The sequence below is a fragment of the Pseudarthrobacter sp. CCNWLW217 genome (assembly GCF_037203985.1).
Classification (GTDB): domain Bacteria; phylum Actinomycetota; class Actinomycetes; order Actinomycetales; family Micrococcaceae; genus Arthrobacter.
Genome location: NZ_JBBCBT010000001.1, coordinates 123,773 through 147,003 on the forward strand (window position 1 = coordinate 123,773; position 23,231 = coordinate 147,003).

A 23,231-nucleotide genomic window follows, 5' to 3' on the forward strand; every position below is an offset into this window, starting at 1 on the left:
CGCGGAAGTCCCGGTAGCTAGACAAAACTCCGATGGACAGGGGTCAGCGCAGGCTGGCCGCCGGAGCTCCCAGGATGCTGTCCAGCAATCCGTTGCGGAACTTGCCTTCGGGATCGTGCCGGGCTGCCAGGGCGCGGAAATCGGCGAACTTCGGGTAAAGCGCTTCCCAGTCGTGGCCGGCTGGCGTAAACAGCTTTCCCCAGTGCGGCCGGGCCCCGAACGGGCGGAGGAGTTCCTCCAGCTCGGGAAGGACAGCCTCCACCTCGGACTGCAGCGGCTTCCACGTGAAGTGCAGGGCCACGCTCTGCTGCCGGTAGAACGGGCTGAGCCAGAACTCGTCCGCGGCCCCGGTGCGGATTTCGGAGACGAACAGCAGCGGCGCCAGCTTGGCCGCGAGGCTGCGGATGGCCTGGATGGCGGCCGGTCCGTGCTCCAGGGGCAGGATGTATTCGCTTTGGAGTTCCTCGCCGTTGCTGGGCGTGAATTCGTGGCGGAAATGCGGCAACCGGTCCAGCCAAGGGCCGGGTTCGTCCAGCTGCACCGTGCAGTTTTCGCCGGACATTCCGGGCAGGGGGTGCCGGGCTTCCACGGCCGGGGTGGCGCCGAAGAGTTCGGTCAGGACCGGCTGGGAGTGGAGGGCCTTGAGCCACACCTGGCTGATGGCGTCGCCGGCGTAATCGGTGAAGAGGCTGACGCTGTAGGCGCTGGAGACCAAGGCCGGGAAGTCTGCCAGGGCCCGGTCCCACGGCAGGTTTTCCAGGACCCGCTGCCGCATCTGAAAGCTCGGCCGCACGGACAGTTCCAGGCCGGTGACGATGCCCAGGGCACCGAGGCCCACCACGCTGCCCAGGAACTCGTCCCCGTCCTCGCGGGACAGGGACACCTGCTCGCCGGAGGCGCGGACCAAGTCGATGCGTTCGACGGCGCCGGCCAGGGAGGGGTTCTCCACGCCCGAGCCGTGCGTCCCGGTCTGGATGGCGCCGGCCACCGAGATATGTGGCAGGGAGGCGAGGTTGTGGATCGCGACGCCGGACTTTTCCAGCGTGCGGCACAGGGCTCCGTAGCTGATACCGCCGCTGACCCGGACGGTCTGCCGCTCCGAGTCCAGCTCGATTTCCTGCGGCAGGGCGTCCAGGAGGACGTGCACGCCGTCGGTATCGCCTACGCGGTTGAACGAGTGCCGCGATCCGAGTGCTTTTACCCGGCTGGCGCCGGCCACCACCTCGGCGAGCCCGGCCACTGAGGCCGGTCGTTGGACGTCAGCGGAGGAGTATTCGAGGTTTCCTGCCCAGTTCTTCATTGGATCGCTTTCCGGTGGAGGGTATGGCTTCCACGCTACTTTGCTCACGAAAGTTGTCAAGGATTTCGTAAAGTTTCTCAGAATCTGGCCAGCGCGGAGTGCTGGTGCTTCAGTTTATATCGTTGTAAATTGGCCCGATGACACTCGCGCAGACACCTCCTATGGGCTGGAACAGCTGGGACTGCTACGGCACCACCGTGACGGAAGAGGAGGTCGTGGCGAACGCTGCCTTCATGGCCGAGCATCTTCTGCCGTACGGCTGGGACACCGTGGTGGTGGACATCCAGTGGTATGAATCTGCGGCCCGTGCCGGCGGCTACAACGACGGAGCCGCGCTGGAGTTGGACGGCTTCGGCCGCCAGTTGCCCACCGTCAACCGGTTCCCGTCTGCGGCGGGCGGCCGGGGCTTTGAGCCGCTCGCGGAGCGCATTCACGGGATGGGCTTGAAGTTCGGGCTGCACATCATGCGTGGCATCCCCCGCCAAGCCGTCCGGGACAGGCTGCCCGTTGAAGCCACCAATGTCACGGCGGACCAGATCGCAGACACGTCCTCCACGTGCGAGTGGAACACCGACAATTTTGGCCTCAACCATGATCATCCCGGAGCGCAGGCCTACTACGACTCCCAGTTGCGGCTGATCGCGGCCTGGGGCGTGGATTTCGTCAAAGCCGACGACATGCTGGGGCCCTACTTCGCCGCCGAGATCGCCGCCTACCAGCGGGCCATTTCCCGCTGCGGCCGGGACATGATTCTCAGCCTGTCGCCTGGCCGGGCGCTGTCCCTGGCCCACTTGGAACATCTTCGCGGCAACGCCCAGATGTGGCGGGTGTCCGATGACCTCTGGGACGTTTGGGAGGACGTCGAAGCGCAGTTCGCGCGCATGGCCCGCTGGGCGCCGCACCAGCGCGAGGGCGCCTGGGCGGATGCGGACATGCTGCCAGTGGGGCGGATCGCCCTGCGCGCCGAACGCGGCACGGCACGGCTCAGCCGCCTGACCATGGATGAGCAGCGGACTATGTTGACGCTCTGGTGCGTATCGCGTTCGCCGCTGATGCTTGGCTGCGACCTGCCGTCGTCGCCGCCCGAAACGCTGGCCCTCCTGACCAATACCGATCTGCTGGACGTCCTCAACGCGAGCCGTAACAACCGTGAGTTGCTCCGCGATGGTGACCTGGTGCTTTGGGCAGCGGAAAGCACGACGTCGGAGGACCGGTTTGTCGCGGTGTTCAACACCGGGACGGCGGACTTGGTCCGGATGATTCCCTTGGGCGACCTGGGCGTGGGTGCCTTGTCCGGAGGCCGGGCACGCGAAGCATGGAGCGGGGACGAGGCCGCCCTTGGCTTTCAGGACGGCCTGCCCGCTCTTGAGGTGAAGCTGCCCGCCCACGGTGCGGAGCTGTACCGCTTCCCCGGTTAGTCCTGCTGCCAGTGCGGCGGCGCAGACAGTCCCCGCGGAAGCAGGGTGGTTCTGCTGCCCCGGGCCGAATTGAGCTGGGGTTGGGTGAGGAAAAGCGCAGCGCTGAGGTCCGCGCCGTCGAGCCTTGCATCCCGGAGATCCGCGCCCAGCAGGTCCACGCCGGCCAGGTCGCTTGTGCGAAGGTCTGCCGCTATCAGGCAGGCTCCCCGAAGGTCCGCGCCACACAGCTTCCGGGTTCGCAGGTTCGCTCCCGCCAGGTCGGCGCCGGGTTTCAGGGCGGAGTCCAACTGGTCCGTGCCGCCGGCGAAGTAGCCAGCGCGGATTTCCTCGCTGACCTCCACGAGCATTGTCCTGACGGCTGAATGGAGGCCTTCGAGGTCACAGGCGAGCAGCGCCGCCAGCGGCCCGCGGGCAAGGTCCGCGATGGCCGTCCGGAGCCCATGCGCCGCCCCGGCCGTGTCGGCGTCGAACGTTCTTTCCTGTGCTTCGGCCAGGTGCCAGAGCATTTCGTGCAACTGCCGCACGACCTTGAACGCCGCGAACATGTCCTGCTGCGATTCCGGGGCGTCACGCCAGCTAATGCCCCCGAACAGCTGTTGGGACACCGCTTGGCCAGCCCCAAAGCAGTCAAAAACCGTGCAGCCACGGAATCCCCGCGGCCGCAGCCGGTCATGGATGGTGCAGGAAAAATCCTGGTCCAGGTTCGGGCAGGGGGTGGCGGCGGGCTTGTCGATGGCGAAATCCGCGGACCGCGCGAAGCCGAAGGCCGTGCAGCACAGCGCGAAGCAGTTGCTGCAGTCCGGGCGGAGGCTGTCCCGTTCCGGGGCGGGGATGTTGGACGGGCGTTGTTGTGAAGTGATGTTCATGGGTTCTCCCAAAGTTGGTTCCGGTGTGTGCGGGGAGAAGGGGAACTCGTGATGAGTTCCCCTTGCGGGCGCACGGAATCAGCACTCCTGGACGGGAAGGCCGCGGGAGTTGCGGGAGGCTGCGGGAACTCTGGGTCACAGAGACATATGAAGAATCACTGCGGTCCAGACTACTCCAGTGACGCCGGGCTGCCCACTTCCTCGGCAGCTTGGCCAGTGTCCTGGTCGGGGAGAAAATCTCAGGAAAATCGTTGACAATCGACAGCCTGAGGATTTAGATTCATTGTGAATCAAAAACATTCAGCTCGGTCTAACGGTGCAGATGCCGTGACGACCGAGGCCCTCCCCTGACGCCCCAAAGAAGGGACTTATCGTGGCTCCAAACAACTTCCGGCCGAAGTACATCTCCTTTGATATCTACGGCACGCTCATCAACTTCGACATCGATCCCACCACGCGCCGCCTGCTGGATGGCCGCATCTCTGAGGAACAGTGGCCAACCTTCAAGAAGCAGTTCCGCGGTTACCGGTTCGACGAGGTCCTTGGCGATTACAAGCCTTACGAGGCGATCCTTCAGGATTCCTTTGACCGGGTGTGCAAGCGGTGGGGCATTGGGCCGACCCCTGGTGCCGGTGCCGAGTTCGCTGAGGCAGTACGCGGCTGGGTTGCGCACGAGGACGTGCCAGCTCCGCTGAAGCTCATGGGCGATAACTACCAGCTGGTGGCGCTGTCCAACGCGGACACCAGCTTCCTGGACATCAGCATTCCCAAGCTCGGTGCGGACTTCCACGCCGTGTTGACCGCCGAGCAGGCCCAGGCCTACAAGCCGCGCTACCAGGCGTTCGAGTACATGCTGGACACCCTCAATGCCAAGCCGGAGGACTTCCTGCACGTCGCCTCGCACACGCGGTATGACATGCACCCGATGCACGACATGGGCTTCCGGAACCTCGTTGTGCTGGACCGTGGCTATGACCCCATCACCGTGGGCTATGACTACACAACTGTTAAGTCCCTGGACGAGATCAACAGGAACCTCGGTCTCTGAACCGGTCTGTCCGACTCCGTCACCGGGTTCGAAGCCGCGTGTGCCGCCCACGGCCGTCCCGCCGTGGGCGGGGACACCCGCCTGTTCCGTCCTGACCCGCTGCGGCGCACTCTCTATCGGCACTGCCGCCGGGCACGAGATCCTCAGCTGTGAAGGCCTTCTGGTTTTTCCTTCGACTATTGAAAGCGTGAGATGAATCCTTCTGTTGATCCCAGCGCACTTCACACCGGCCTCGCCCGGGCAAACGGGGCGGGCGTCAATAGCGACTCTGCTTTTATTGCTGCCGTCGCATCGGAGAGTGGACTCCTTGCAGGGCAGTCCCAGCTCGCTGACTCGACTGTCTTGGAGCTCCTTGAACAGTCCTACGGCCTGAAGGGGACGCTTACCCGGATTCCCACCGAGAAGGACGAGACTTTCCGGCTCCGGGACCGCGAAGAAACGTATCTGGTGAAGGTGTCACCGTCGGATGAGGATCCGGTGATTGTCCAGCTGCAGACGGCGTGCATGGAGTATTTGGAGCTGACCGTCCCTGAACTTCCAGTCCAACGCCTTGTTAGGAGCCTTGGCGGAGAGCCGCAAGTCCTCCTCCCGCCATCAGGAGGACCTTTTAATCGGGTACTTCGGGTGATGCGCTTCATGCCCGGAGACTTGCTGGCCAGTCAGGAGGCGTCGGCCGGGCAACTGCAGTTGGTGGGCTTAAGCCTTGCTCGTCTGGGCCTTGCCTTGCGGGACTTCGATCATCCGCGTGCCGACCGTTTGCTCCTCTGGGACCTCAAGCACTTTCACCGGATGCGGCCGCTGCTTGCCTATGTCGAGGAGAAGCAGAAGCGCTCCCTTGCTGAAGGAATTTTCGATCAGTTCGACGAGACAGTGGTCCCGCGGCTGGGTTCCCTGACTTCCCAGGTTGTGCACGGGGATTTCAGCCCGTTCAACGTCCTTATCGACCCGGACAGGCCGGACTACGTGAGCGGGATCATCGACTTCGGAGACGTCGTGCGCACGCCGGTGATCTTCGACCTCAGCGTCATGATGGCCAACCTGCTGGGAGCAGACCCGGGCAGCCCCTGGGAGCACGCACTGCATGTCATGGATGGTTATCTGAGGATCCGTCCGCTGCCCGTTCGGGAGTTGGAGGCCCTGATCATCTCAGCGCAGGCCCGCCTCCTCCTGCGGGCCCTGATTACGCAGTGGCGGGCGAGTCAATTGCCTGAAAGGCGCGATTATCTGCTCTCCCACTCCAAGCAGGACTGGGACCGGCTGGCCGCCACCGCCGCTGTGCCGGCACCACAACTGCCCTTCGCACCCTGAACCAGATTCACCAGCTTTCCAGGAGAGAATCATGAACACTAGTCCCCAAACCATCCGTAAGCCTTCCAAGGCCATGGTCAATGGCTTTGATCCCGGCCGCCTTGGTGAGCTACCGGATCAGATGCAGAAGAACATCCGACGCCGGGACCAGAGCCTCGGACCCGGGTACCGGCTTTTCTATGACACCCCGCTCGAGGTCGTTCGCGGCAAGGGCGTGACGTTGTTTGACCGGGACGGGAGTGAGTACCTCGACGTTTACAACAACGTCCCCTCGGTCGGCCACGCCCACCCGCGGGTTATCGCCGCGGTCCACGAACAGATGCAGACGCTGAACACCAATACCCGCTACGTCCAGGAATCCATCCTTGATTACTCCGAACAGCTCCTGTCCACGTTCCCGGCCGAGCTGGGCCATGTCATGTTCACCTGCACCGGCTCCGAAGCCAACGATCTCGCTATGCGGGTGGCCAAATACGCCACCGGCAACCAGGGCATTATCGTCACCTCCGGCGCGTACCACGGCCTGACCGCCGAAGTAGCGTCATTCTCGCCCTCCTTGGGTGTCGGCGTGCCCTTGGGCGCGAATGTGCGGGTCATTGATGCCCCGGACGCCCTGCGCTACTCATCGGACCAAGGGTCTCTGGAGGATCACCTGAGGAACCAGGTGCGTGCCGCCATCGCCGACCTTCACCGGCACGGCATCGGACTGGCGGCCTTTATTGCCGACAGCATTTTCTCCTCCGACGGTATCTTCGCCGGCCCGGCAGGCTTCCTCCGTCCCATCATCGAAGAAGTTCACGCCGCCGGCGGCCTGTACGTCGCCGATGAAGTCCAGCCAGGCTTCGGCCGCACCGGCGAGGAATGGTGGGGCTTCCAACGCCACGGAATCGTCCCGGACATCGTGACCATCGGCAAACCCATGGGCAACGGCATCCCCGTGGCGGCAGCAATCTTCAAGCCCGAACTACTACAGGAGTTCGGCAAGAACATCCGCTACTTCAATACCTTTGGCGGGAATTCCGTAGCCATCGCGGCCGCTCAAGCCGTCCTGGACGTTATCCGCGATGAATCACTCATAGAAAACGCCCTCAAAGTGGGCGGAAAGATCCTCACAGGACTGAAGGACCTCGCACAGGGCCTGGACCAGGTCGCAGAAGTCCGCGGAAGCGGCTTCTTTATCGGCGTTGATCTCGTCACCGACCGGTCCACCCTCTCACCTGATGGGGAGGCCGCCGCCGGCATCGTAAATGCCCTCCGGCAGGACCGGATCCTCATCTCGGCCTGTGGTGCCCAGGGCAACGTCCTGAAACTCCGTCCGCCCATGCCCTTCTCCAGCAACGACGCCGACCGCCTGCTCGAAGGAATGGGCCGCGCCTTCAAAACACTGCGCTAAAACCAAGAGGCCCCGGGGGAGCCTTGCTAAGCATGCTCACTCATTCTGCGGATTACGTCAGCGGAAACCACGAAGGGAAGCACCATGAAGACCATGAACAAGATCCAGACGGCCGCCGCGGGGCTTGCTGTCGTGCTGGCGATGAGCGCCTGTGGCGGTGCGGCTACGGGAACGTCGGAGACGGAAGTTCGGAAGACCCAGAACACTCGTGACGTTTCTGAGGGTGTCCAGCCGGATGCGGCTGCGGTGGCGCTGCTGCCGGAGTCCTACAAGGCTAAGGGTGAACTGACTGTGGCGATGGACCTGAGCTCTCCGCCGATGACGTTCCTGGCGGAGGACAACACCACCCCGATTGGCGTGAACCCGGACCTCGCCCGCCTGGTGGCCAAAAAGCTGGGGCTGAAGCTGAAGTTTGAGAACACGGCGTTCGACACGATCGTTCCCGGTATCGACGGCGGCCGGTACGACTTCACCGCCACCACGATGTCTGCCACTGAAGAGCGGCTGAAGGTCATGGACATGATCAACTACCTCAAGGGCGGCTCGGCCGTGGCGGTAGCCAAGGACAACCCGCTCAAGCTGACCAACGACTCGCTCTGTGGCAAGAACATCGCGGTGACCAAGGGCTCCACCCAGCAGTTGAAGCACCTGCCGAACGTCTCGAAGTGGACCTGTGAGGAAAAGGGCCAGCCGGCCATCAACGCCATCACACTGCCCAACGTCCAGGAGGCCCTGACGCAGCTGGACTCCAAGCGGATCGACGGGGTTTTCTACGACGCCAGCGCCCTGGCCTGGGCCAACGATCAGCAGCCCAACCACTTCACCATTCTGGAGCCGAGGATGGACACCCGTACGAACACCAACGTCGCCATGGGTGTGAAGAAGGGATCACCGTTGACACCGGCCCTGCAGAAGGCCATCCAGTCCGTCCTGGAAACCCCGGAATACAAGGAGTCCCTGGAGTACTGGGGCCTGGGCGAGTCAGCCATCACTGAAGCCGCGATCCGCTAGCGGTGTTTCTCCCTGAACCTCATTAAGGTTGGCCTATGAGTAGCACTCCCACGGCACGCGACTACAACAAGGCTTCGGTCCTGGACGCGGTCCTTTCCGAGGCCCCTTTGACGCGCAACAGGCTGATCGAGGTGACGCGTCTGAGCCAGCCGACGGTGTCCCGGAAGGTGGATGAGCTTCTTGTTGACGGATTCGTAGTCGAGCAGGGAGTCGATGCGGTTGTGCGCCGCGGTCGGCGCTCGACGTATCTGGATGTACCCGGCACGGCGGGGCACATTGTCGGGATCTCTTTCGGGGCGCGAACCACTTGCGTCCTAGTGACGGACCTGAGAGGTCGCGAGGTTAGGCACGTCGTTGTTCCCAGCCTCGAGGGAGCCGATGTTGGAACCATTGCCGAGTGGCTGGTGGGCGTGATTGAGGAGACCCGTGATTCCGCAGAGGGGCCACTGCGCCAGGTCGTCGCCGCGCTGCCCGGTCGTGTCCCTAGTGGCCCTAACTGGTCCGTGACACCGGAATCAAGGAAGACTTTCCTGGATTCTCTTGAAGACCGGTTGAAGGCTCCCGTGATGCTTGAGAGCGATGCCAATGCATCGCTCCGAGGGATCCTCAAGGACGATCCGAGCATAGGGAATGCTGCTTTGTTCATGCTTAGTACGGTGCTGAGCTTCGCCAGTTGTACTGATCAGGAGATCGTCCAAGGGCGGACCCCTGCCTTCGGCGATCTTGGTGGTGTTCTCTTCTCGGGCGTTGGGAGCGAGACCCTCGATGGGCTACTGAGCACAAGCGGTCTCCTCCGATTCGCCCAGGGGCGGGGACTGGACCTGGACGGCATCGAAGCACTCTGGGCCCAACAGCAGGAAGCGGCGTCCCACGCGGAAGTGGTGGACGCGTTTACGACGGCGATCGTCACCGCTGTCGGTGCCGTTGCGGTGACGCTGGACCCCGAGTCCGTGTATTTTGTGGGTCGCTTGAGCCCGCTCGTGGACATGGTTCTTCCCGAGGCGCGGAGGCGGCTGGCGCAAAACCTTCCCGTCGTTCCGGAGATCAGGGTCGTGACGCAAGTGGTCGGACTATCGGTGGCCAGGGGAGCGGCGTATTCCGGATTGGCTCTGGCCCACTCCCGGCTCCGGGAATCGATGCTTGAGGCCCGTCTCGAGGGACAACGGAGTAGCTAACGACTTTCCGCAGCAACTCTGTCCGTCCTGTCTACTGCGAGTCAGCCGTCGACCGGACGGATGCCGATCCTGGTCCCTTCACTGCCGGTGCCGCGGATCATCAGGCCGAATTCTTCCGCGGAGCCGGGAACGAACGTGGCCTCAATGAGCTGCACTGCGGCGCCGCCCCCAACCGGGTGGAGGCCTTCGACGTCGAGCCCTGTGTACGCAACCGCGCGGGCAGTTGTTCATCCAGCCGATCGTGAGGAGTCGACCGCAAGGAGTCATGGACTGCCCGATACGAACGTACCTCCTCAGGGGTAGATACTCCGTGTGATCCGAGACGATCCTGGTTCAGAACACAGGTGGCTCGGATCGTCATCCGAGGGACATCCGGGGACTCCCTGCAAACATCCTCGAAACGAGGACCCCAGACCGGGGTGGGTTCGAGCACGTCGCACGCCAGGCCGGCACTGGAGCGACCTTTGAGGGAAGGTCACCGACTGATGCATTATCGGTTTTGCGCCCCAGCCGTTCTCGGTGGCAAGTATCCAATCCTGAGGAGCTTCCGACAATTCAGTGCACTCCCACGGGTCAAGTGTCATGCTCACCATCTTTCACGACTAATCGAAGCTGGCAATCCCTGCATCCCGATAGAGGATCGGCTTACGGGCAGTTCCTGCCTTCGCGCCGGCATCAAAATCCTTGGGGCTCTGGTCCGGGGCTAGACTGGGGCCGGTAAGGACGGATTGGGGGATCCAAGGTGGCGCACGCCGCTGTTCCGCTGGTCGGTCGCAACCATCGAACCCGTAGGAACGACCGTGACCTTCTTCCAGGACTATTCGATCCCGGCGCTGCCTCCCCGCCCACGGACGCCCCAGTTCACGCCGCCTCCCTGGACGGCGCCACCCCGCTACGAACTGCCCGCCGTCGTCCCGGTGGGTCGGTTCGTCCACAAATCCCCGACCTTTGTGATGTCCGTTGAAGCCATCAAGGTCTACTCCACGGGATGCATCATGGACATGAACTGGATTCTGCGCCGCACCGACCAGGGGGACCGGAAGTGGGCGGAAATCAATGCCGTCTTTCACCGACCGGCGCCGCAAGTGCGCGATGGGGGCATTTCTGCCGACTCCATCCTCCTGCTCGGAGTCCAGTTCCCCGACGGCACCAAGGCCAGCAGCTCATCCCTGACGATGTACGGGCAGAGGCCAATGGACCAGGAACCTAGCGGCCCGGTCTTCGAATACCGGCCCAAGGGCGGCAATGGCGGGGAAGATGACATGTCAGCAAACGCCGCACTCTGGCTCTGGCCGCTACCGCCGGCCGGGGACCTGCGCCTGGTCGCCCAGTGGACCGACATGGGCCTGCCCGAAAGCTCCATCATCCTCGACGGCCGTCAGCTTCGAGAGGCCGCTGCAGGAGTCCAAAAGTACTGGCCTGAGGAAGACGTGCAGGGATGAATCCACTCAACAACCCGGTCCTGTTCGTGGTCTTCGCGGCCGTCTTCTTCTACGTCCTCTACGGCGTCATTCGCGCCGCTGTCCGCGACGGCATCCTCCAAGCCGACGAGCGGCGGGAGAAGGCACGTCTCGAGCTCAATAGCGGAGAACGGGGATGAGCGCCCGGGCGTGGCTCACGGCCCCCAACGGCACCGAGATCCTGATTCTCGTTGTGCTGCTTTGGGCCGGCAGCTGGCTCCTGGGCCGCGGGCGGGACCTGCAAAAGGCAAGTCTATTGAACCACGTCGGGCCCTGCCTCCTCAGCTGCGGATGGCAGGAACCGCCGTAGCCACGGGGTCCCGCCACCCGGACTCGGAATAGGAGGCGTCCGGTAAAGGGATCCCTCACCGGGCAGGTGTTAGCGTTCGAGGCATGCCGAAAATTGAGAGGTTGAACCCTAAGCCTTCGAAACCCGCTCCTGTCGCCTTAATACTCCCTGGGGCGGGGTACACCGTTCTGGGACCGCTGCTCTACTGGCCCGTCCTCGCTCTGACGCAGGCAGGTTGGGACGTGTGGTCAATTAATTGGCACGCCGACGTCCAAGGCCCTCCGCCAAAGGACACCGGGCAATTTGTCGAAGACGCAGTCTCACAAGCTCTGCATGAGATGCCAGACGCCCCAACTGCAGTAGTGGGCAAGTCCCTCGGGACCTACGCGCTACCGCACTTCCTTGATTGGGAAATTCAAGCCGCGTGGATAACGCCCATCCTTTCAGACGCCCGCATCGCCGAGGCGACCCGCAGAGCGTCAGACAGGCACCTTTTCGTCGGAGGGACGGCAGACCCCACCTGGCGCCCAGAGGAAATTTCAAACTCCCAGACTGAGACGATCATCGTCGAGGACGGAAACCACAGTCTGGAAGTGTCAGATACGGAGTGGCACCACTCAGCAACCGGTCAATTAGAAGTCCTAAGGAGGCTGGTAGATCACCTAAACGCGCCCCGATGAAGGATCCATTACCGGAAGCCTATGGTGTCGTTTATCGACGCGGCTTCTACGCGTCGTATTCCACGTCAGCGAAGGCTTTGACTTCCGCCCACAGGCCCACCAGGCACGCCCGTAAGCCGGTCGTCAGGCGGGCAGCCAGGGATGGTTTCTGCACCGATCCAGTGGCCTACCTCCATACGCACGTTTACCCGGCACGATGAAATGCACGGTGCAGGTGTCCTAAACGCTACCCTCCAAGTTGTCTCGAAACCTTTGGGAAACGAGACGTCTCAACGAGCGAACAGCAGCCTCACCTGCACAGTCACTGATCTTCGGCGGAATTCTGGACGTGCGGTGGGCAAGGACAATTCTCGTAACTATGTCCTGCAACCTTCCGGCAAGAATCGGGTACCCATCGTTAGTTATGAGACAGGTGAGCGCGCGTAAGCCGGAGTTGATTAGTGCGGCAGATGGGCAGTAGGCCGAAGGGCCACTCATTGACAGAGTGCAGTGAAGGTATCCGTCCCATTTGGGTTCCGCGTAGATCACGCCTGGCAGTGCGCCGGGTGACGGGAATGTCTTGACGAGTTTCGCCAGGGCAACAGCAACCGGTGGTTGCAGAGCCGGCGGGATGGACTCGCTCATGGGCCCAGCCTAACGGACGGGCCGTTTCTAGCGCTGCGGGCCGTCTTGGGTACCCTCGGCGGTGTACTTCTGGGTGCGCCTTATCGTTTCCGCCATGGCCCGCACGGACTCCGTAGACAAGGCGGACCTGGACACGCCAGTATTCGACGCTGACCAGGTTGCAGCTGCCAACTACGGCCGCGCTCCTGGTGTTCCACCAAACTGGACGAGCCGGTGGAACGAAAGGATTTTCATTTCGTTAGTGCATCCCCGGGCTGCTAGGCGGCTTTGACCAGCGGGAGTTCGTCCCAGTGGGTGGTGTAGCGCGGGGAGCGCATGCCGCGTTTCATGCTCCAGTCGGGTCCACCGCGGATGCCGGCGTGGCCCAGCCCGATGGAGCCGCGTCCGTAGCGGCGGACGATGTCTTCAAGGAGGGGTCCGATGTGGCGTTCCTCGTGTGGGTTCTCGAAGATTTCCAGGGGTTTCTGGTTTCCTGTGGGCCTAAGGTCCGTCACCATGATCCCGGCGCGGGCGTACTTCACGCCCTCGTGGATGGCGGGTAGCAGGGCATGGGCCGCCTTGGTCAGGATCACCGGATCCGCGGTGGGCATGGGCAACGGGACGCAGACCGACGGAAAGGAGGTGTCCTTCGCGTTGAAGTGGGAGGTGCCGGCGAAGGCTGTGAGGACCTTGGCCTGGAGGTGGTGTTTGGCCAGCCGGGCGCTGGCCTGCTGGCCGTACACGCTGAGGACCTGGCGCAGGCCAGCGGCTGTGGTGATCGGGGTGGAGAACGAGCGCGAAAAGATGAGCTGGTCCCGGCCCACGCGCTCCTCCTCCATGGGAATGCAGGGGGTGCCTTGCAATTCCAGGACGGTCCGCATCAGCACTACCGAGAATTTGTCGCGGATCCGCACGGGGTCCGCCCGGCTGAGATCGAGGATCGAGTGGATACCCATCGCGTTCAGCCGTTTGGTCAGGCGGGTGGCAACGCCCCAGAGTTCGACGACGGAAAGGCCCGCCATGAGTGCCTCCCGCCGACCTGCCGGCACCGAATCCCAGCGGCAGACGCCGTCGAACGCGGGATTGTGCTTGGCCCATTTGTTGGCGAGCTTGGCGAGTGTCTTGGTTCGGGCGATACCAACACAGACGGGGACCCCCACGTTCCTCGCTGCGGCGGCCTTCATGTCCCGTCCCAGCTGGAGGAGTGCCGCGGGAGAGCCTTTGACGCCGAGGAAGGCCTCGTCGATGCTGTAAACCTCCAGCCACGCAGAGTACCGGCCCAGGAGTTCCATCACGCGGGCGCTGATGTCGCCGTACAGCTCGTAGTTGCTGGACCTGGCAATCAGCCCCCATTCTTTCGCCCGCGGGGCGATCTTGAACCACGGCTCCCCAACGCCGATGCCCAGGGCCTTGGCTTCAGGGGAGCGGGTGACGGCGCAGCCGTCGTTGTTGGACAGCACCACCAGCGGTTTGCCTTCAAGGGAAGGGTCAAAGGCGCGCTCTGCGCTCGCATAGAAGCAGTTCACATCCACGAGGGCGATTTCCTGCATCTGCCGCATCAGCGCCGGTTTAGACATGGGACCGGCCGCCGTTCTGGGTAGAGTTTCGGCTATGGATACGGGGGTGACTGTTCGTCGGGCGCACGTTGATGACGCTGCCGAGATGGCGCGCGTGCATGTGCGGTCGTGGCGTGAGACGTACCGCGGGGTGATGGCCGACCGTGTCCTCGACGACCCGGAATTGCCCTCCACCCGGGAACGCTTCTGGACCGTCGCCCTCAGCGACGAGCGCTACCAAGCGAACCGCGTCGCGGTGGCCGAGCGCGATGGTGAACTGATCGGGATTGCAATGGCAGGGCCACCCCAGGACTCCGGAACGCAGTGGGGCACTCACCTCTACGTGCTGTACGTCGTTGCGGCTGAGCATGGGACCGGCGCCGGGGCTGCCCTCCTGGACGCCGTCGTCGGCCCTCACGATTCGGCGGCGCTGTGGGTTGCCGATCCGAATCCCCGGGCGCAGGCGTTCTACCGCAAGCACGGGTTCGTAGCGGACGGGACCGTGAATGTGGACGACGGCGTGCGCGAGATCCGCATGGTGCGGCTCCTCTGAGCTGTGCTGCTTACTGTATTTCCGCGGGTTAGACATGGTGGAGGCACCTCGTGGCCACGCCCCAGATGGTGAGCTCGCTGAGGCTGGGGACGCGGATGTCCGGGTAGCGGGGGTTCTCTGCCTGCAGCACCACACCTGTGGCGGTGATCCGCAGCCGCTTGACGGTCAGTTCGCCGTCGAGGACAGCGATGACCACGGAGCCGTCCTTGGGTTCGATGGCCCGGTTGACGATGAGTTCGTCGCCGTCGCTGATCCCTGCCCGTTCCATCGAGTCGCCGGTTACCCGGACAACGAAGGTGCTGGTGATGTCCTTGATGAGATGTTCATTCAGGTCGATCCGGCCGTCGAAGTAGTCCTGGGCTGGCGAGGGGTAGCCCGCGGCAACCGCAACCGGGGACATCAGCACCAGCCGCAAGGAGAGGCCCGCATCTATCACACGGGGACCGACAACAACGCCCACAACACACCTTTATTCGAATATATGTTCGATACTTTGAGTGTACAGGCAGGGGGCGACAGTGCGTAGTCTCAACTTGCGCTCCTGACGGACCTGCATGCGAAAGGCGCGCTATCTGATGCGGAATTAGCGCTGCCAAGCGCCTCCTCCTCGGGGACTGATAGTTCGGGATCCTGTGGCAGGTGCGGGACCGACCGCTATTTCTGCCCTCTTTCGGCGAGCCGCTGGAGTTGCCATTGATGCACGTCGGGCAGCCAATCCAACGGGGCCGATGGGCCGATCCGCGGGTCGTCGGGAACACCGCCGTCGAGCAGGTCCTGGACATATGCGCGATCCTGATTGATTCGTACTCCTAGTTGCCCAGCCCCTCCCACTGAACCGTGACCGGGAATGACGGCATCGACGTCGTCTGCCAGGTCCTCGAACAGCCGCAGCGCCTCGAGGTAGTCCCCGAGCGGATCCGCTGCCTCCAGGTCGAGGAACGGCATCAGGATGTCAGAAAGCATGTCGCCGGCGACGAGGACGCGGCGCTCCTCAATCAACAGCGCCGCGTGGCCCGGGGCATGGGCCTGATGCTCGATGATGCGGACTTTGGGGCCATCCCAAGGAATCTGAGCAGCTCCGGCGGGCAGACCGGTAACTTGACCGAGCAGCTCCATCGGGATCTCTTCGGCGTACTCCGGCGGGAGCCCTTCGGCGATGAGGTCCTGCCAATCCGCTTTCGACAGCACATCGTGGATAGATGCCGCGCAGCGGGCCGTACCGTAACGGGGCGCTGCGCCGAAGGACGTGTGCCGGAGAACGTGGTCCCAGTCCGGATGCGTTGAGAAGCCTGCCACAACAGGCTGGCCCAACTCGCGAACGTCGTTCGCCAGGTCCGCCATTTCGCCACGCGTTATGCCGGGGTCGATGAGCAACACACCGTCCCGGCCCTGCACCACAACGGAATTAGTCTGGATGAACTCGCTCTCGTGAACGAGAACACCCTCAGCGACTTTCTTCAGCATGAAACGCCTTCCGCTTGTGGTTTTGAACCAGCTTGTCGAGACGCTATTAGCTGTCGGTAGTGGAGCGCAAGCATCTTGGCGACGTGGGTAACCCACGGTCCGGGGTGCTCGATTAGGGCGAGGTGCGGGCAGGGACTATCCGGGTCCGCCAACGGCACACCTGAATTCCGAGCGCCCATCCCACACAATCAAGAACCTGAATTTGGACGAGCGGTGCGGGGTGGATGTGGCGCCATTTAAGGTCAGCTGGGAACTCCAGTAGCCTGCTGGGATGGTTGCGGACGAGCAGGAACTGACAGGTGGAAACGCTTCCGAGAGCGTGGTTCGCATTGGTAACACCGTCCGAAAACCCTGGCTGGAGAACTCAGCCGCCGTGCAGAGTTATCTGGGTGCGCTCCGGTCGTCCGGGGTGGACGTTCCCCAGCCTCTGGGCCGGGACGAACACGGTCGAAGCACAGTGGAGTACATAGAAGGCGTACTCGCAATGGATCATTTGCCGCTCGGCCGGGACGATTTATTGCGGGTGGGTCGGATGATTCGGCAAATCCATGATGCGAGCGAAACAGTGCCGATGCGCAACCCGGGCGACTGGAAGATGCTGCTGCCGGCGGAGAATCCAGATCTGATGTGCCACAACGACCTCGCTCCGTGGAACCTCATCATGGGAGACCGCTGGGTATTCATCGATTGGGATGGTGCCGGGCCCAGCACGCGGTTGTGGGATCTGGCCTACGCCGCTCAGTCGTTCGGCCTGCTGTTCGACGGGCAGCCGGTGGATGACGCCGCCCTGAGGTTGCGGGCACTTGTTGACGGCTACGGAGCCGATGCCGCACTAAGCAAGGCACTTCCGGCTGCCATGGCGAAACGAACTGCGGCGATGTTCGATCTTCTGAAGTCCTCGCATGAGACCGGGATCCAGCCTTGGGCCGACATGTACGTGAACGGACACGGCGAGCACTGGCGTACCGCGGCACACTACGTCGCCCGGAATCAAGCGATCTGGGAACAAGCCCTCGCACAGCCCTTCAGCGGATGATCCGATAGCGCACGTGCGTGACGAGGCGGCTGCCGCTCACTTCCGTCGGCTCAAGCGTGAGGTTCCCGACGCCGTCGAGCAGCCGTTCACCCGCCCCCAGGGTCATGGGTGCGATGTGCAGCCGCAACTCGTCGATCAGCCCCGCCGACAAGTACTGGCGGGCCGTCTGCGCCCCTCCGGCGATGGCCACGTCCTTGCTGCCGGCGGCTTCCCTCGCCTTGGCAAGGGCCGATTCGATCCCATCGGTTACGAAGTTGAAGGTGGTTCCGCCCTGCATCTGCACAGGCTCGCGCTCCTGGTGCGTGAGAACGAACACGGGGGCGTGATACGGCGGCTCATCACCCCACCAACCCCGCCATTCTTCGGCCCACGCCCCGGGCCCGGCAAACATGTTCCGACCCATGATGTACGCGCCCGCCGCGAGGATGCCCTCGAGCTCGGGTGCGTTGGCTTCGCGTTCCTCGAACTGCCATCTGTGCAGCAACTCGCCGCCCTCGCCCAAAGGGTCTGTCGGAGTTTGGTTCGGGCCGGCGACGAAGCCGTCGAGGGAGATAGTCAGATCGCACGTGACACGGCTCATGCGCCCATCATGCCACCACCCGGCGGTTCGCGCCGGATGGGTCCTCCCTAAAGTTAGGGGCGCCGGACGTCCTGCGGCTGCGGTGCCCCCGGCAGGTCCTGGATCCGTTCTGTTGCCGCCCAGCTCGCGAGCAGGCGCAGCCTTTCATCTGACGGCGATCCGGGCGCTGCGGGGTAGACCGTGAGCGTGAAGCCGGGGTCCTCGGCCAGTTCCATCGCCTCGTAGGCAAGCTCGAGCTCTCCCACCACAGGGTGGTGGAAAACCTTCGTGCCCGCGTAGTGGCGCCGGACATTGTGGGCGGCCCAGCGCGTCCGGAATTCTTCGCTGCGGACGGAAAGTTCTCCGACGAGGTCGGCCAGCCGCTTATCAAAGGGGTTGCGCCCGGTCTGCGTCCGCAGGATCGCAACGTTGGTATTGGCCGCCAGATCCCAGTCGGGGTAAAAATCCCGGGCTTTGGGGTCCAGGAAAATGAACCGGCAGTGGTTCCCGGGCCGGGCTGGCCCGCGGTACATTTCCGAGTACAGGGCAAAGCCAAGCTGGTTGGCGGCCACGATGTCCATGTAGTGGTTGCTGATGAAAGCCGGTGCCGTGGTGATGGAGTCGAGCATGAACTGGAGGGTGGGCCGGACCGCGCCGCTTTGGAGGGGGCGCCGTCGGGCCCTGCCTGACGGGCTGGAAGCGCGCGCAAGGTTATAGAGGTGGTCTCGTTCGGCCTCGTCGAGTTTCAGCGCCCCGGCGATGGCGTCAAGGACGCTTTCGGAGGTGCCGGACAGGTTCCCGCGCTCAAGCTTTGTGTAGTAGTCCACGCTGACACCGGCAAGCATGGCCACCTCTTCGCGGCGCAGGCCGGGGACCCGGCGTCGGCCGCCATAGAGCGTCAGTCCTGCCATTTCGGGAGTGATCCGGGCACGCCGTGAGGCGAGGAACTCGCGCACTTCCATCCTGTTGTCCACCCGTCCACGCTACCCCCGGACCCGCACGTTAGGGAGGTACTGGCAGGACCCGGATAACCGGAACGCTCTGGGAATGACGGCGGGCTGCGGCATCGAACTGTCCGGACACGTCAGGGGGCCGGCGGTGGCTGGGGAGCGTGGCCTGGTCTCACCCTGAGGCCATCTCACCGCCGGCCCCGGCATGTATCCCAAACCCCACCTTGGGAGTGAACAGGCAGCCAAGCCCTGTTCACTAAGTCGCACTACTAATCTATTCCCTCGACGCCCGAAGCGCACGGACCACTTTTCGGCGGGTCACTTTTGCGGAGGGTCCGACGGCGGCGCTCAGCCCGTGCGGTCCACCGCCTTCAGAATCGCTTGGCCCAGTTCGCCCGGCTTAGTGAACTGGGGCCAGTGCCCGGTAGGCAGGTCCACGTACTCCACGTCCCGGATGCGGGCGAGTTCGGCGACGAAGGGATGGCCGGCGTCGATCCACTCCGTCAGCAGCGACGACGGGAACTCGCAGGCGATCACCGTGGCCGGGACGTCATACCGCCGCGCATCGTGGAGGTGCTGCTTGTCGTAGGCCACGCCCTTGGGCTCCGGGATGGCCCGTGCCCGGAAGCTGTCCCGGAGTTCGTCCGTCAGGTCCACCAGGTCCTCATCCTCGAAACCGTCCCACGGCGGAAGCGGAATGTCGTCGCCGTCGGCCGGCAGTTCATTATTGATGACGTCCCCTTCACCCAGGGGCCCGCTGTCAACAAAGATGTTCCGTTCAATGCGGTCCGGCCGGGCGTCAGCCACGCCGTGGATTATGGCCCCGCCGCCCGAGTGGCCCACCAGCACCACCTTGCCGTCAAGGGAATCCACCCTCTCCACCACGGCGTCGATGTGGGTCCGCAGTCCGATGCCCGCCCGCGATGCGTCAGCGGATTCGAGGCCGGGGAGCGTAAGCGGGTGGAGGCGATGGCCGGCCGCGGCAAGTGGGGGAGTGACCTCGTCCCACGACGATGCGTCCAGCCAGAATCCGGGTACCAGGATGATGTCCATGACCGAACCCTACCGGTGCTGCTCTGGCCCCTCAAGGGCGATGGCAAGGGTCCGGAGTCAGCCTGGGACGGAGGCAGGCCCGCGCATCAGCGACCGCAGGTGGTCTCCCCGGCAGGGGATTGCAGCATCCACCAGGGCACGGCTGTGCTCGTGGGCGGGGCTGGCGAAGAACGCCTGCGTTTCCGCGACCTCAATCACCCGCCCGTCCAGCAGCACGGCCACGCGGTCGCACATGTACCGGACCACATCCATGTCGTGCGAGATCACAATCAGCGACAGCCGGTGGTCGCGCTGGAGCCGCAGCAGCAGGTTCAGGACAGTGCGCTGGGTCAGCGCATCCAGGGCAGAGGTGGCCTCATCGCAGATCAGCACCCGCGGATCCAGCAGCAGGGCCCTGGCAATCGTGGCGCGCTGAAGCTGCCCTCCCGAGCACTGGCCGGGGCGCCTGTCCAGCATGCATTCGTCCAGTTCCACCTCGGCCATGGCGTCCGCAATCCTGCGGGCCCGGTCCGCGGCAGTGAGCCCCCGCCGCCGCAGGAGGGGCGCCTCCATGCTGGCGCGCAGCGTCATCCGCGGATCGAAGGAGCTGTGCGGCTCCTGGAACACCAACTGGACGGCGGTGGCCTCCGGGGCGTTGCCGGCTTCTGGGAGGTGACGGCTGATGGTGCCGCGGGTGGCCTTTTCCAGGCCGACGACGGCGCGCGCCAGGGTGCTTTTGCCCGAGCCGGACTGGCCCAGGATACCCAGGATCTCCCCGCCTTTGAGCTCCAGGCTCACATCCTCAAGCACGGTGTGCCGGCGCCTGCGCGGACCAAAGGTCTTGTGCACCCCGGAAAGGGTGAGGACGTCCCGTTCGGCGGGGGCTGGCCGGCGGCGGGAGTCCGGCGCCAACTGCGACGCCGCGAGCAGTTCGCGGGTGTAGTCCCGCTGCGGCGCGGCCAGGACGTCGGCCGTGGGACCGCTTTCGACGATGCTGCCCGCATCCATCACCAGCACGCGGTCGGCGAACGGGGCCACGGAGGCGATGTTGTGGGTGATGTACAGGACCCCGAGCCCGCGCTCCCGGCGCTCGCGGTCCAGGAGCTGGAGTACCTGCCGTTCGAGCATCTTGTCCAGGGCCGACGTCGGTTCGTCCGCCAGGAGCAGCTGGGGGCGGCCGGCGAGGGCGACGGCGGTCATGGCCCGCTGTGCCATGCCCCCGGATAGCTGGTGGGGATAGGAACCGAAGCCCCGGGCGGGATCGGCGAAGCCAACCTCGTGAAGCATCTCCACGGCGGTATCCCTGGCTTTCGCCCCGCGCAGGCCCCCATGGATGCGCAGCGGCTCGAGCAGGTGCTGGCCGATGGTCCGGTTGGGGTTGAACATCCGCTTGGGCTGCTGGAAGAGCATGCCCACCTTGCCGCCGCGGACCGTATTGAGGTCCTCCTCTGCGGCGGCCGTGACATCGACGGTGCCCAGCCGGATGGAGCCGGACGTGATGCCAAGCTGAGGCGGCAGCAGCCGCAGGCAGGACAAGGCGGTGAGGGTTTTTCCCGACCCGGAGCCGCCCACGAGTGCCACGAATTCGCCTGCGGCGACGGACAATGACAGGTCCCGGACGAGGGGTGCCGGCCCGGCGCTTCCTGGACCGGTGGCACGGGCTGCCGTGCCGCCGTCGGACTTTCCGGCAGGCCCAAGGTTCCGGACTTCCAAACCGCGGATCTCCAACACGCTGTCCGGGCTGCTCATTTCGCCTCCGCCACGGGCAGCAGCAGGGGACCGGCGGCCATATGCGCGGCACGCTGCCCCAGCAGGGTCACGCACAGGGCAACCGCAAAGATCGCGAGGCCCGGCGCGAGGATCCCCAGCGGGGCACGTTCGGTGTAGGGCTGCGCGGCGGCCATCATGGACCCCCAGTCCGACTGCGGCGGCTGGACGCCGAGCCCCAGGTAGGACAGGGCGCCAACGCTGATCAGCAACTGGCCGAACCGGAGCGTGGCCTGGCCCAGGATGGGGGCGGCCAGGTGCGGAATGACATGCCTGAAGATAATGAACGACGGCGGGCAGCCCACCACGCGCGCGGCCTCAACGAAGCCGCGGCTTGAGACGTCGTAAGCGAGGGTCCGTGCCAGCCGGGCGAACGGCGTCCAGCCGGTCACGGTCAGGGCCAACAGGAGCGGCCCGAACCCGGTGCCCAGCGTGGCCACGATAAAGAGCGCCACCACCATCTCGGGAACCGCGAGCAGCACATCGTTGGTCCGGGTCAGGAACTCATCCAGCCAGCCGCGCCGGCGGGCGCTGAGCACCCCGGCGGCGACACCGAGCACGCACGTCAGGACAGTGGCCAACGCAGCCACGGACATGGAGAACCGGCCGCCTTCCAGGAGCCGGCTCAGGGTGTCACGGCCCAGGTGGTCGGTTCCCAGCCAGTGCTCGGCGGACGCCGGGGCGAGGCGCGCGGCAAGGTTCTGCTCCGAAGGCGGGTACGGGTAGATCCAGGGTGCAACCAGGACAGCCAGGATGACGACGGCGAGCACCACGGCCGCCGCGACGGTCGCCACCGGGCGCCTTTGTCCCGTCCGCCTACGCATAGCTGCCTTCCACGGCCGGGCTAAGTAGCCGGTGCACAAGGTCCGCGAGCGTGGTCATGGTGACGGCGAGGACCACCACCACCACTACCCCGCCCTGGGCCAGCGGTATGTCGCTGTTGATGACGGCGTCGAACAGCAGCCGGCCCATCCCGGGTACGGCGAAGATGACCTCCACGATCACCGAGCCGCCCAGCAGCCCCGCGAACCACACCGCGAAAAGCGTGGACAGCGGTACCAGCCCGTTGGGCACCACATGCCGGAGGACTGCCTGGGCGTGGCTCAGGCCCCTCGCCCTGGCCGCGGGAACGTGTTCGGCGGCGGCCGCTTCGATCATGCCGGAGCGGACAGCGGACGTGAAGTAGCTGATGGGCCGCAGCGCCAGGGTGACCGCCGGCAGGACCATCGAGGCAGGGCCTGCCCAGCCCGCGGATGGCAGGACCGAGAGTTTCAGCGCGAACACCAGCACCAGCACCGGCGCCACCCAGTACTCCGGCATAGCGATGAAAGACTGCGTGACGGTAGTGATCACCCTGTCCGTGGCCTTCCCCTGGCGCAGCCCGGCAGCGATCCCCAGCGGCAGGGACACCAGGACGGCGAGGCCCAACGAAAGGACAACCAGGCTGAGCGTCACGGCCAGGGCAGGCAGGACCTGGTCCGCCACCGGGGTCCGGCTGACGTGCGAAAGACCCATGTCGCCGGTGATGATCCGGCCCAGCCAACGGAGATACTGGAGCACCAGCGGATCCTGCAGGCCCAGGCTGAGGCTCAGTGACTGCACGGCGGCGTCATCCACCACGTCCCCGGACACGCGCGACCTGATGATCTTGCGGACGGGGTCCCCGGGAGTGAAATACGGAATCAGGAACACCGCGAAAGAGGACACCACAACGGCCGCCACCAGCGTTGTTGTTCTCTTGGCGATGAAGGGGAGCATGGCTG

At 64.5% G+C, this 23,231-nt stretch carries 22 protein-coding genes; 11 read left to right on the top strand and 11 right to left on the bottom strand.

The genetic code is table 11. The features are described from left to right. Positions 1 to 43: 43 nt before the first annotated feature. The gene (locus V9L18_RS00585; protein WP_337345230.1) at positions 44 to 1,300 is read right to left on the bottom strand and encodes a D-arabinono-1,4-lactone oxidase; all 1,257 of its coding nucleotides are present in this window, start codon (positions 1,298 to 1,300) and stop codon (positions 44 to 46) included. Between the two features lie 137 nt (positions 1,301 to 1,437). Here V9L18_RS00585 and V9L18_RS00590 point away from each other — a divergent pair, with 137 nt between their 5' ends. After that, positions 1,438 to 2,718 carry a glycoside hydrolase family 27 protein gene (locus tag V9L18_RS00590; protein ID WP_337345231.1) on the top strand — a complete coding sequence of 427 codons (1,281 nt, stop codon included), beginning with the start codon at positions 1,438 to 1,440 and terminating at the stop codon, positions 2,716 to 2,718. Here the strand turns inward: V9L18_RS00590 and V9L18_RS00595 are convergent. Further along, on the bottom strand, positions 2,715 to 3,584 hold the full coding sequence (locus V9L18_RS00595; protein ID WP_337345232.1) for a pentapeptide repeat-containing protein: 870 nt from the start codon (positions 3,582 to 3,584) through the stop codon (positions 2,715 to 2,717). The genes V9L18_RS00590 and V9L18_RS00595 overlap by 4 nt on opposite strands. Before the next feature lie 373 nt (positions 3,585 to 3,957). Between V9L18_RS00595 and V9L18_RS00600 the strand changes: the two genes are divergently transcribed. The 8 genes from V9L18_RS00600 (at position 3,958) to V9L18_RS00635 (ending at position 11,948) form a co-directional block, all read left to right on the top strand. Beyond that, positions 3,958 to 4,632, top strand: coding sequence for a haloacid dehalogenase type II (locus tag V9L18_RS00600; RefSeq protein WP_337345233.1), 675 nt, complete (start codon positions 3,958 to 3,960; stop codon positions 4,630 to 4,632). Positions 4,633 to 4,824: 192 nt separating this feature from the next. Continuing rightward, complete coding sequence (locus V9L18_RS00605) at positions 4,825 to 5,940, top strand: phosphotransferase (protein WP_337345234.1); 1,116 nt, start codon at positions 4,825 to 4,827, stop codon at positions 5,938 to 5,940. A 31-nt stretch (positions 5,941 to 5,971) separates the two neighbouring features. Then, complete coding sequence (locus V9L18_RS00610) at positions 5,972 to 7,333, top strand: aspartate aminotransferase family protein (protein WP_337345235.1); 1,362 nt, start codon at positions 5,972 to 5,974, stop codon at positions 7,331 to 7,333. Positions 7,334 to 7,417: 84 nt separating this feature from the next. Beyond that, positions 7,418 to 8,344, top strand: a complete 927-nt coding sequence (locus tag V9L18_RS00615; protein WP_337345236.1) for an ABC transporter substrate-binding protein — start codon at positions 7,418 to 7,420, stop codon at positions 8,342 to 8,344. Positions 8,345 to 8,379: 35 nt separating this feature from the next. Then, positions 8,380 to 9,519 (top strand): ROK family transcriptional regulator, encoded by a 1,140-nt coding sequence (locus V9L18_RS00620; protein ID WP_337345237.1) that lies wholly within the window; start codon positions 8,380 to 8,382, stop codon positions 9,517 to 9,519. An 800-nt stretch (positions 9,520 to 10,319) separates the two neighbouring features. Further along, positions 10,320 to 10,961, top strand: a complete 642-nt coding sequence (locus V9L18_RS00625; protein ID WP_337345238.1) for a hypothetical protein — start codon at positions 10,320 to 10,322, stop codon at positions 10,959 to 10,961. Next, entirely contained in the window at positions 10,958 to 11,119 is a 162-nt protein-coding gene (locus tag V9L18_RS00630; protein ID WP_337345239.1) for a hypothetical protein, read from the top strand. The genes V9L18_RS00625 and V9L18_RS00630 overlap by 4 nt, the downstream gene beginning before the upstream one ends. Before the next feature lie 253 nt (positions 11,120 to 11,372). Continuing rightward, positions 11,373 to 11,948, top strand: a complete 576-nt coding sequence (locus tag V9L18_RS00635; protein WP_337345240.1) for a hypothetical protein — start codon at positions 11,373 to 11,375, stop codon at positions 11,946 to 11,948. An 881-nt stretch (positions 11,949 to 12,829) separates the two neighbouring features. Here the strand turns inward: V9L18_RS00635 and V9L18_RS00640 are convergent. Beyond that, positions 12,830 to 14,128, bottom strand: a complete 1,299-nt coding sequence (locus V9L18_RS00640) for a Y-family DNA polymerase (RefSeq protein WP_337345241.1) — start codon at positions 14,126 to 14,128, stop codon at positions 12,830 to 12,832. Positions 14,129 to 14,174: 46 nt separating this feature from the next. Here V9L18_RS00640 and V9L18_RS00645 point away from each other — a divergent pair, with 46 nt between their 5' ends. Continuing rightward, positions 14,175 to 14,660, top strand: coding sequence for a GNAT family N-acetyltransferase (locus V9L18_RS00645; protein ID WP_337345242.1), 486 nt, complete (start codon positions 14,175 to 14,177; stop codon positions 14,658 to 14,660). 28 nt (positions 14,661 to 14,688) lie between these two features. Here V9L18_RS00645 and V9L18_RS00650 read toward each other — a convergent pair whose 3' ends face one another. Next, a complete protein-coding gene (locus V9L18_RS00650) occupies positions 14,689 to 15,120 on the bottom strand; it encodes a LexA family protein (RefSeq protein WP_337345243.1) in 432 nt (143 codons plus the stop codon). 194 nt (positions 15,121 to 15,314) lie between these two features. After that, a complete protein-coding gene (locus V9L18_RS00655; protein ID WP_337345244.1) occupies positions 15,315 to 16,124 on the bottom strand; it encodes an MBL fold metallo-hydrolase in 810 nt (269 codons plus the stop codon). A gap of 484 nt (positions 16,125 to 16,608) precedes the next feature. On the opposite strand from V9L18_RS00655, the gene V9L18_RS00660 reads away from it, so the two are divergent. Then, the gene (locus V9L18_RS00660) at positions 16,609 to 17,160 is read left to right on the top strand and encodes a phosphotransferase (RefSeq protein WP_337345245.1); all 552 of its coding nucleotides are present in this window, start codon (positions 16,609 to 16,611) and stop codon (positions 17,158 to 17,160) included. On the opposite strand, the gene V9L18_RS00665 is transcribed toward V9L18_RS00660, so the two are convergent. From V9L18_RS00665 to V9L18_RS00690, 6 genes are all read right to left on the bottom strand, one after another. Further along, on the bottom strand, positions 17,150 to 17,740 hold the full coding sequence (locus tag V9L18_RS00665) for a dihydrofolate reductase family protein (RefSeq protein ID WP_337345246.1): 591 nt from the start codon (positions 17,738 to 17,740) through the stop codon (positions 17,150 to 17,152). The genes V9L18_RS00660 and V9L18_RS00665 overlap by 11 nt on opposite strands. Positions 17,741 to 17,793: 53 nt before the next feature. Beyond that, positions 17,794 to 18,693 carry a helix-turn-helix transcriptional regulator gene (locus V9L18_RS00670; RefSeq protein WP_337345247.1) on the bottom strand — a complete coding sequence of 300 codons (900 nt, stop codon included), beginning with the start codon at positions 18,691 to 18,693 and terminating at the stop codon, positions 17,794 to 17,796. A gap of 324 nt (positions 18,694 to 19,017) precedes the next feature. After that, positions 19,018 to 19,722, bottom strand: a complete 705-nt coding sequence (locus V9L18_RS00675; RefSeq protein ID WP_337345248.1) for an alpha/beta fold hydrolase — start codon at positions 19,720 to 19,722, stop codon at positions 19,018 to 19,020. A gap of 57 nt (positions 19,723 to 19,779) precedes the next feature. Then, positions 19,780 to 21,450 carry an ABC transporter ATP-binding protein gene (locus tag V9L18_RS00680; RefSeq protein ID WP_337345249.1) on the bottom strand — a complete coding sequence of 557 codons (1,671 nt, stop codon included), beginning with the start codon at positions 21,448 to 21,450 and terminating at the stop codon, positions 19,780 to 19,782. Continuing rightward, positions 21,447 to 22,292, bottom strand: coding sequence for an ABC transporter permease (locus tag V9L18_RS00685; protein ID WP_436472917.1), 846 nt, complete (start codon positions 22,290 to 22,292; stop codon positions 21,447 to 21,449). Before V9L18_RS00685 ends, V9L18_RS00680 begins: the two co-directional genes overlap by 4 nt. Further along, positions 22,285 to 23,226 carry an ABC transporter permease gene (locus V9L18_RS00690; RefSeq protein ID WP_337345251.1) on the bottom strand — a complete coding sequence of 314 codons (942 nt, stop codon included), beginning with the start codon at positions 23,224 to 23,226 and terminating at the stop codon, positions 22,285 to 22,287. The genes V9L18_RS00685 and V9L18_RS00690 overlap by 8 nt, the downstream gene beginning before the upstream one ends. Positions 23,227 to 23,231 lie beyond the last annotated feature (5 nt).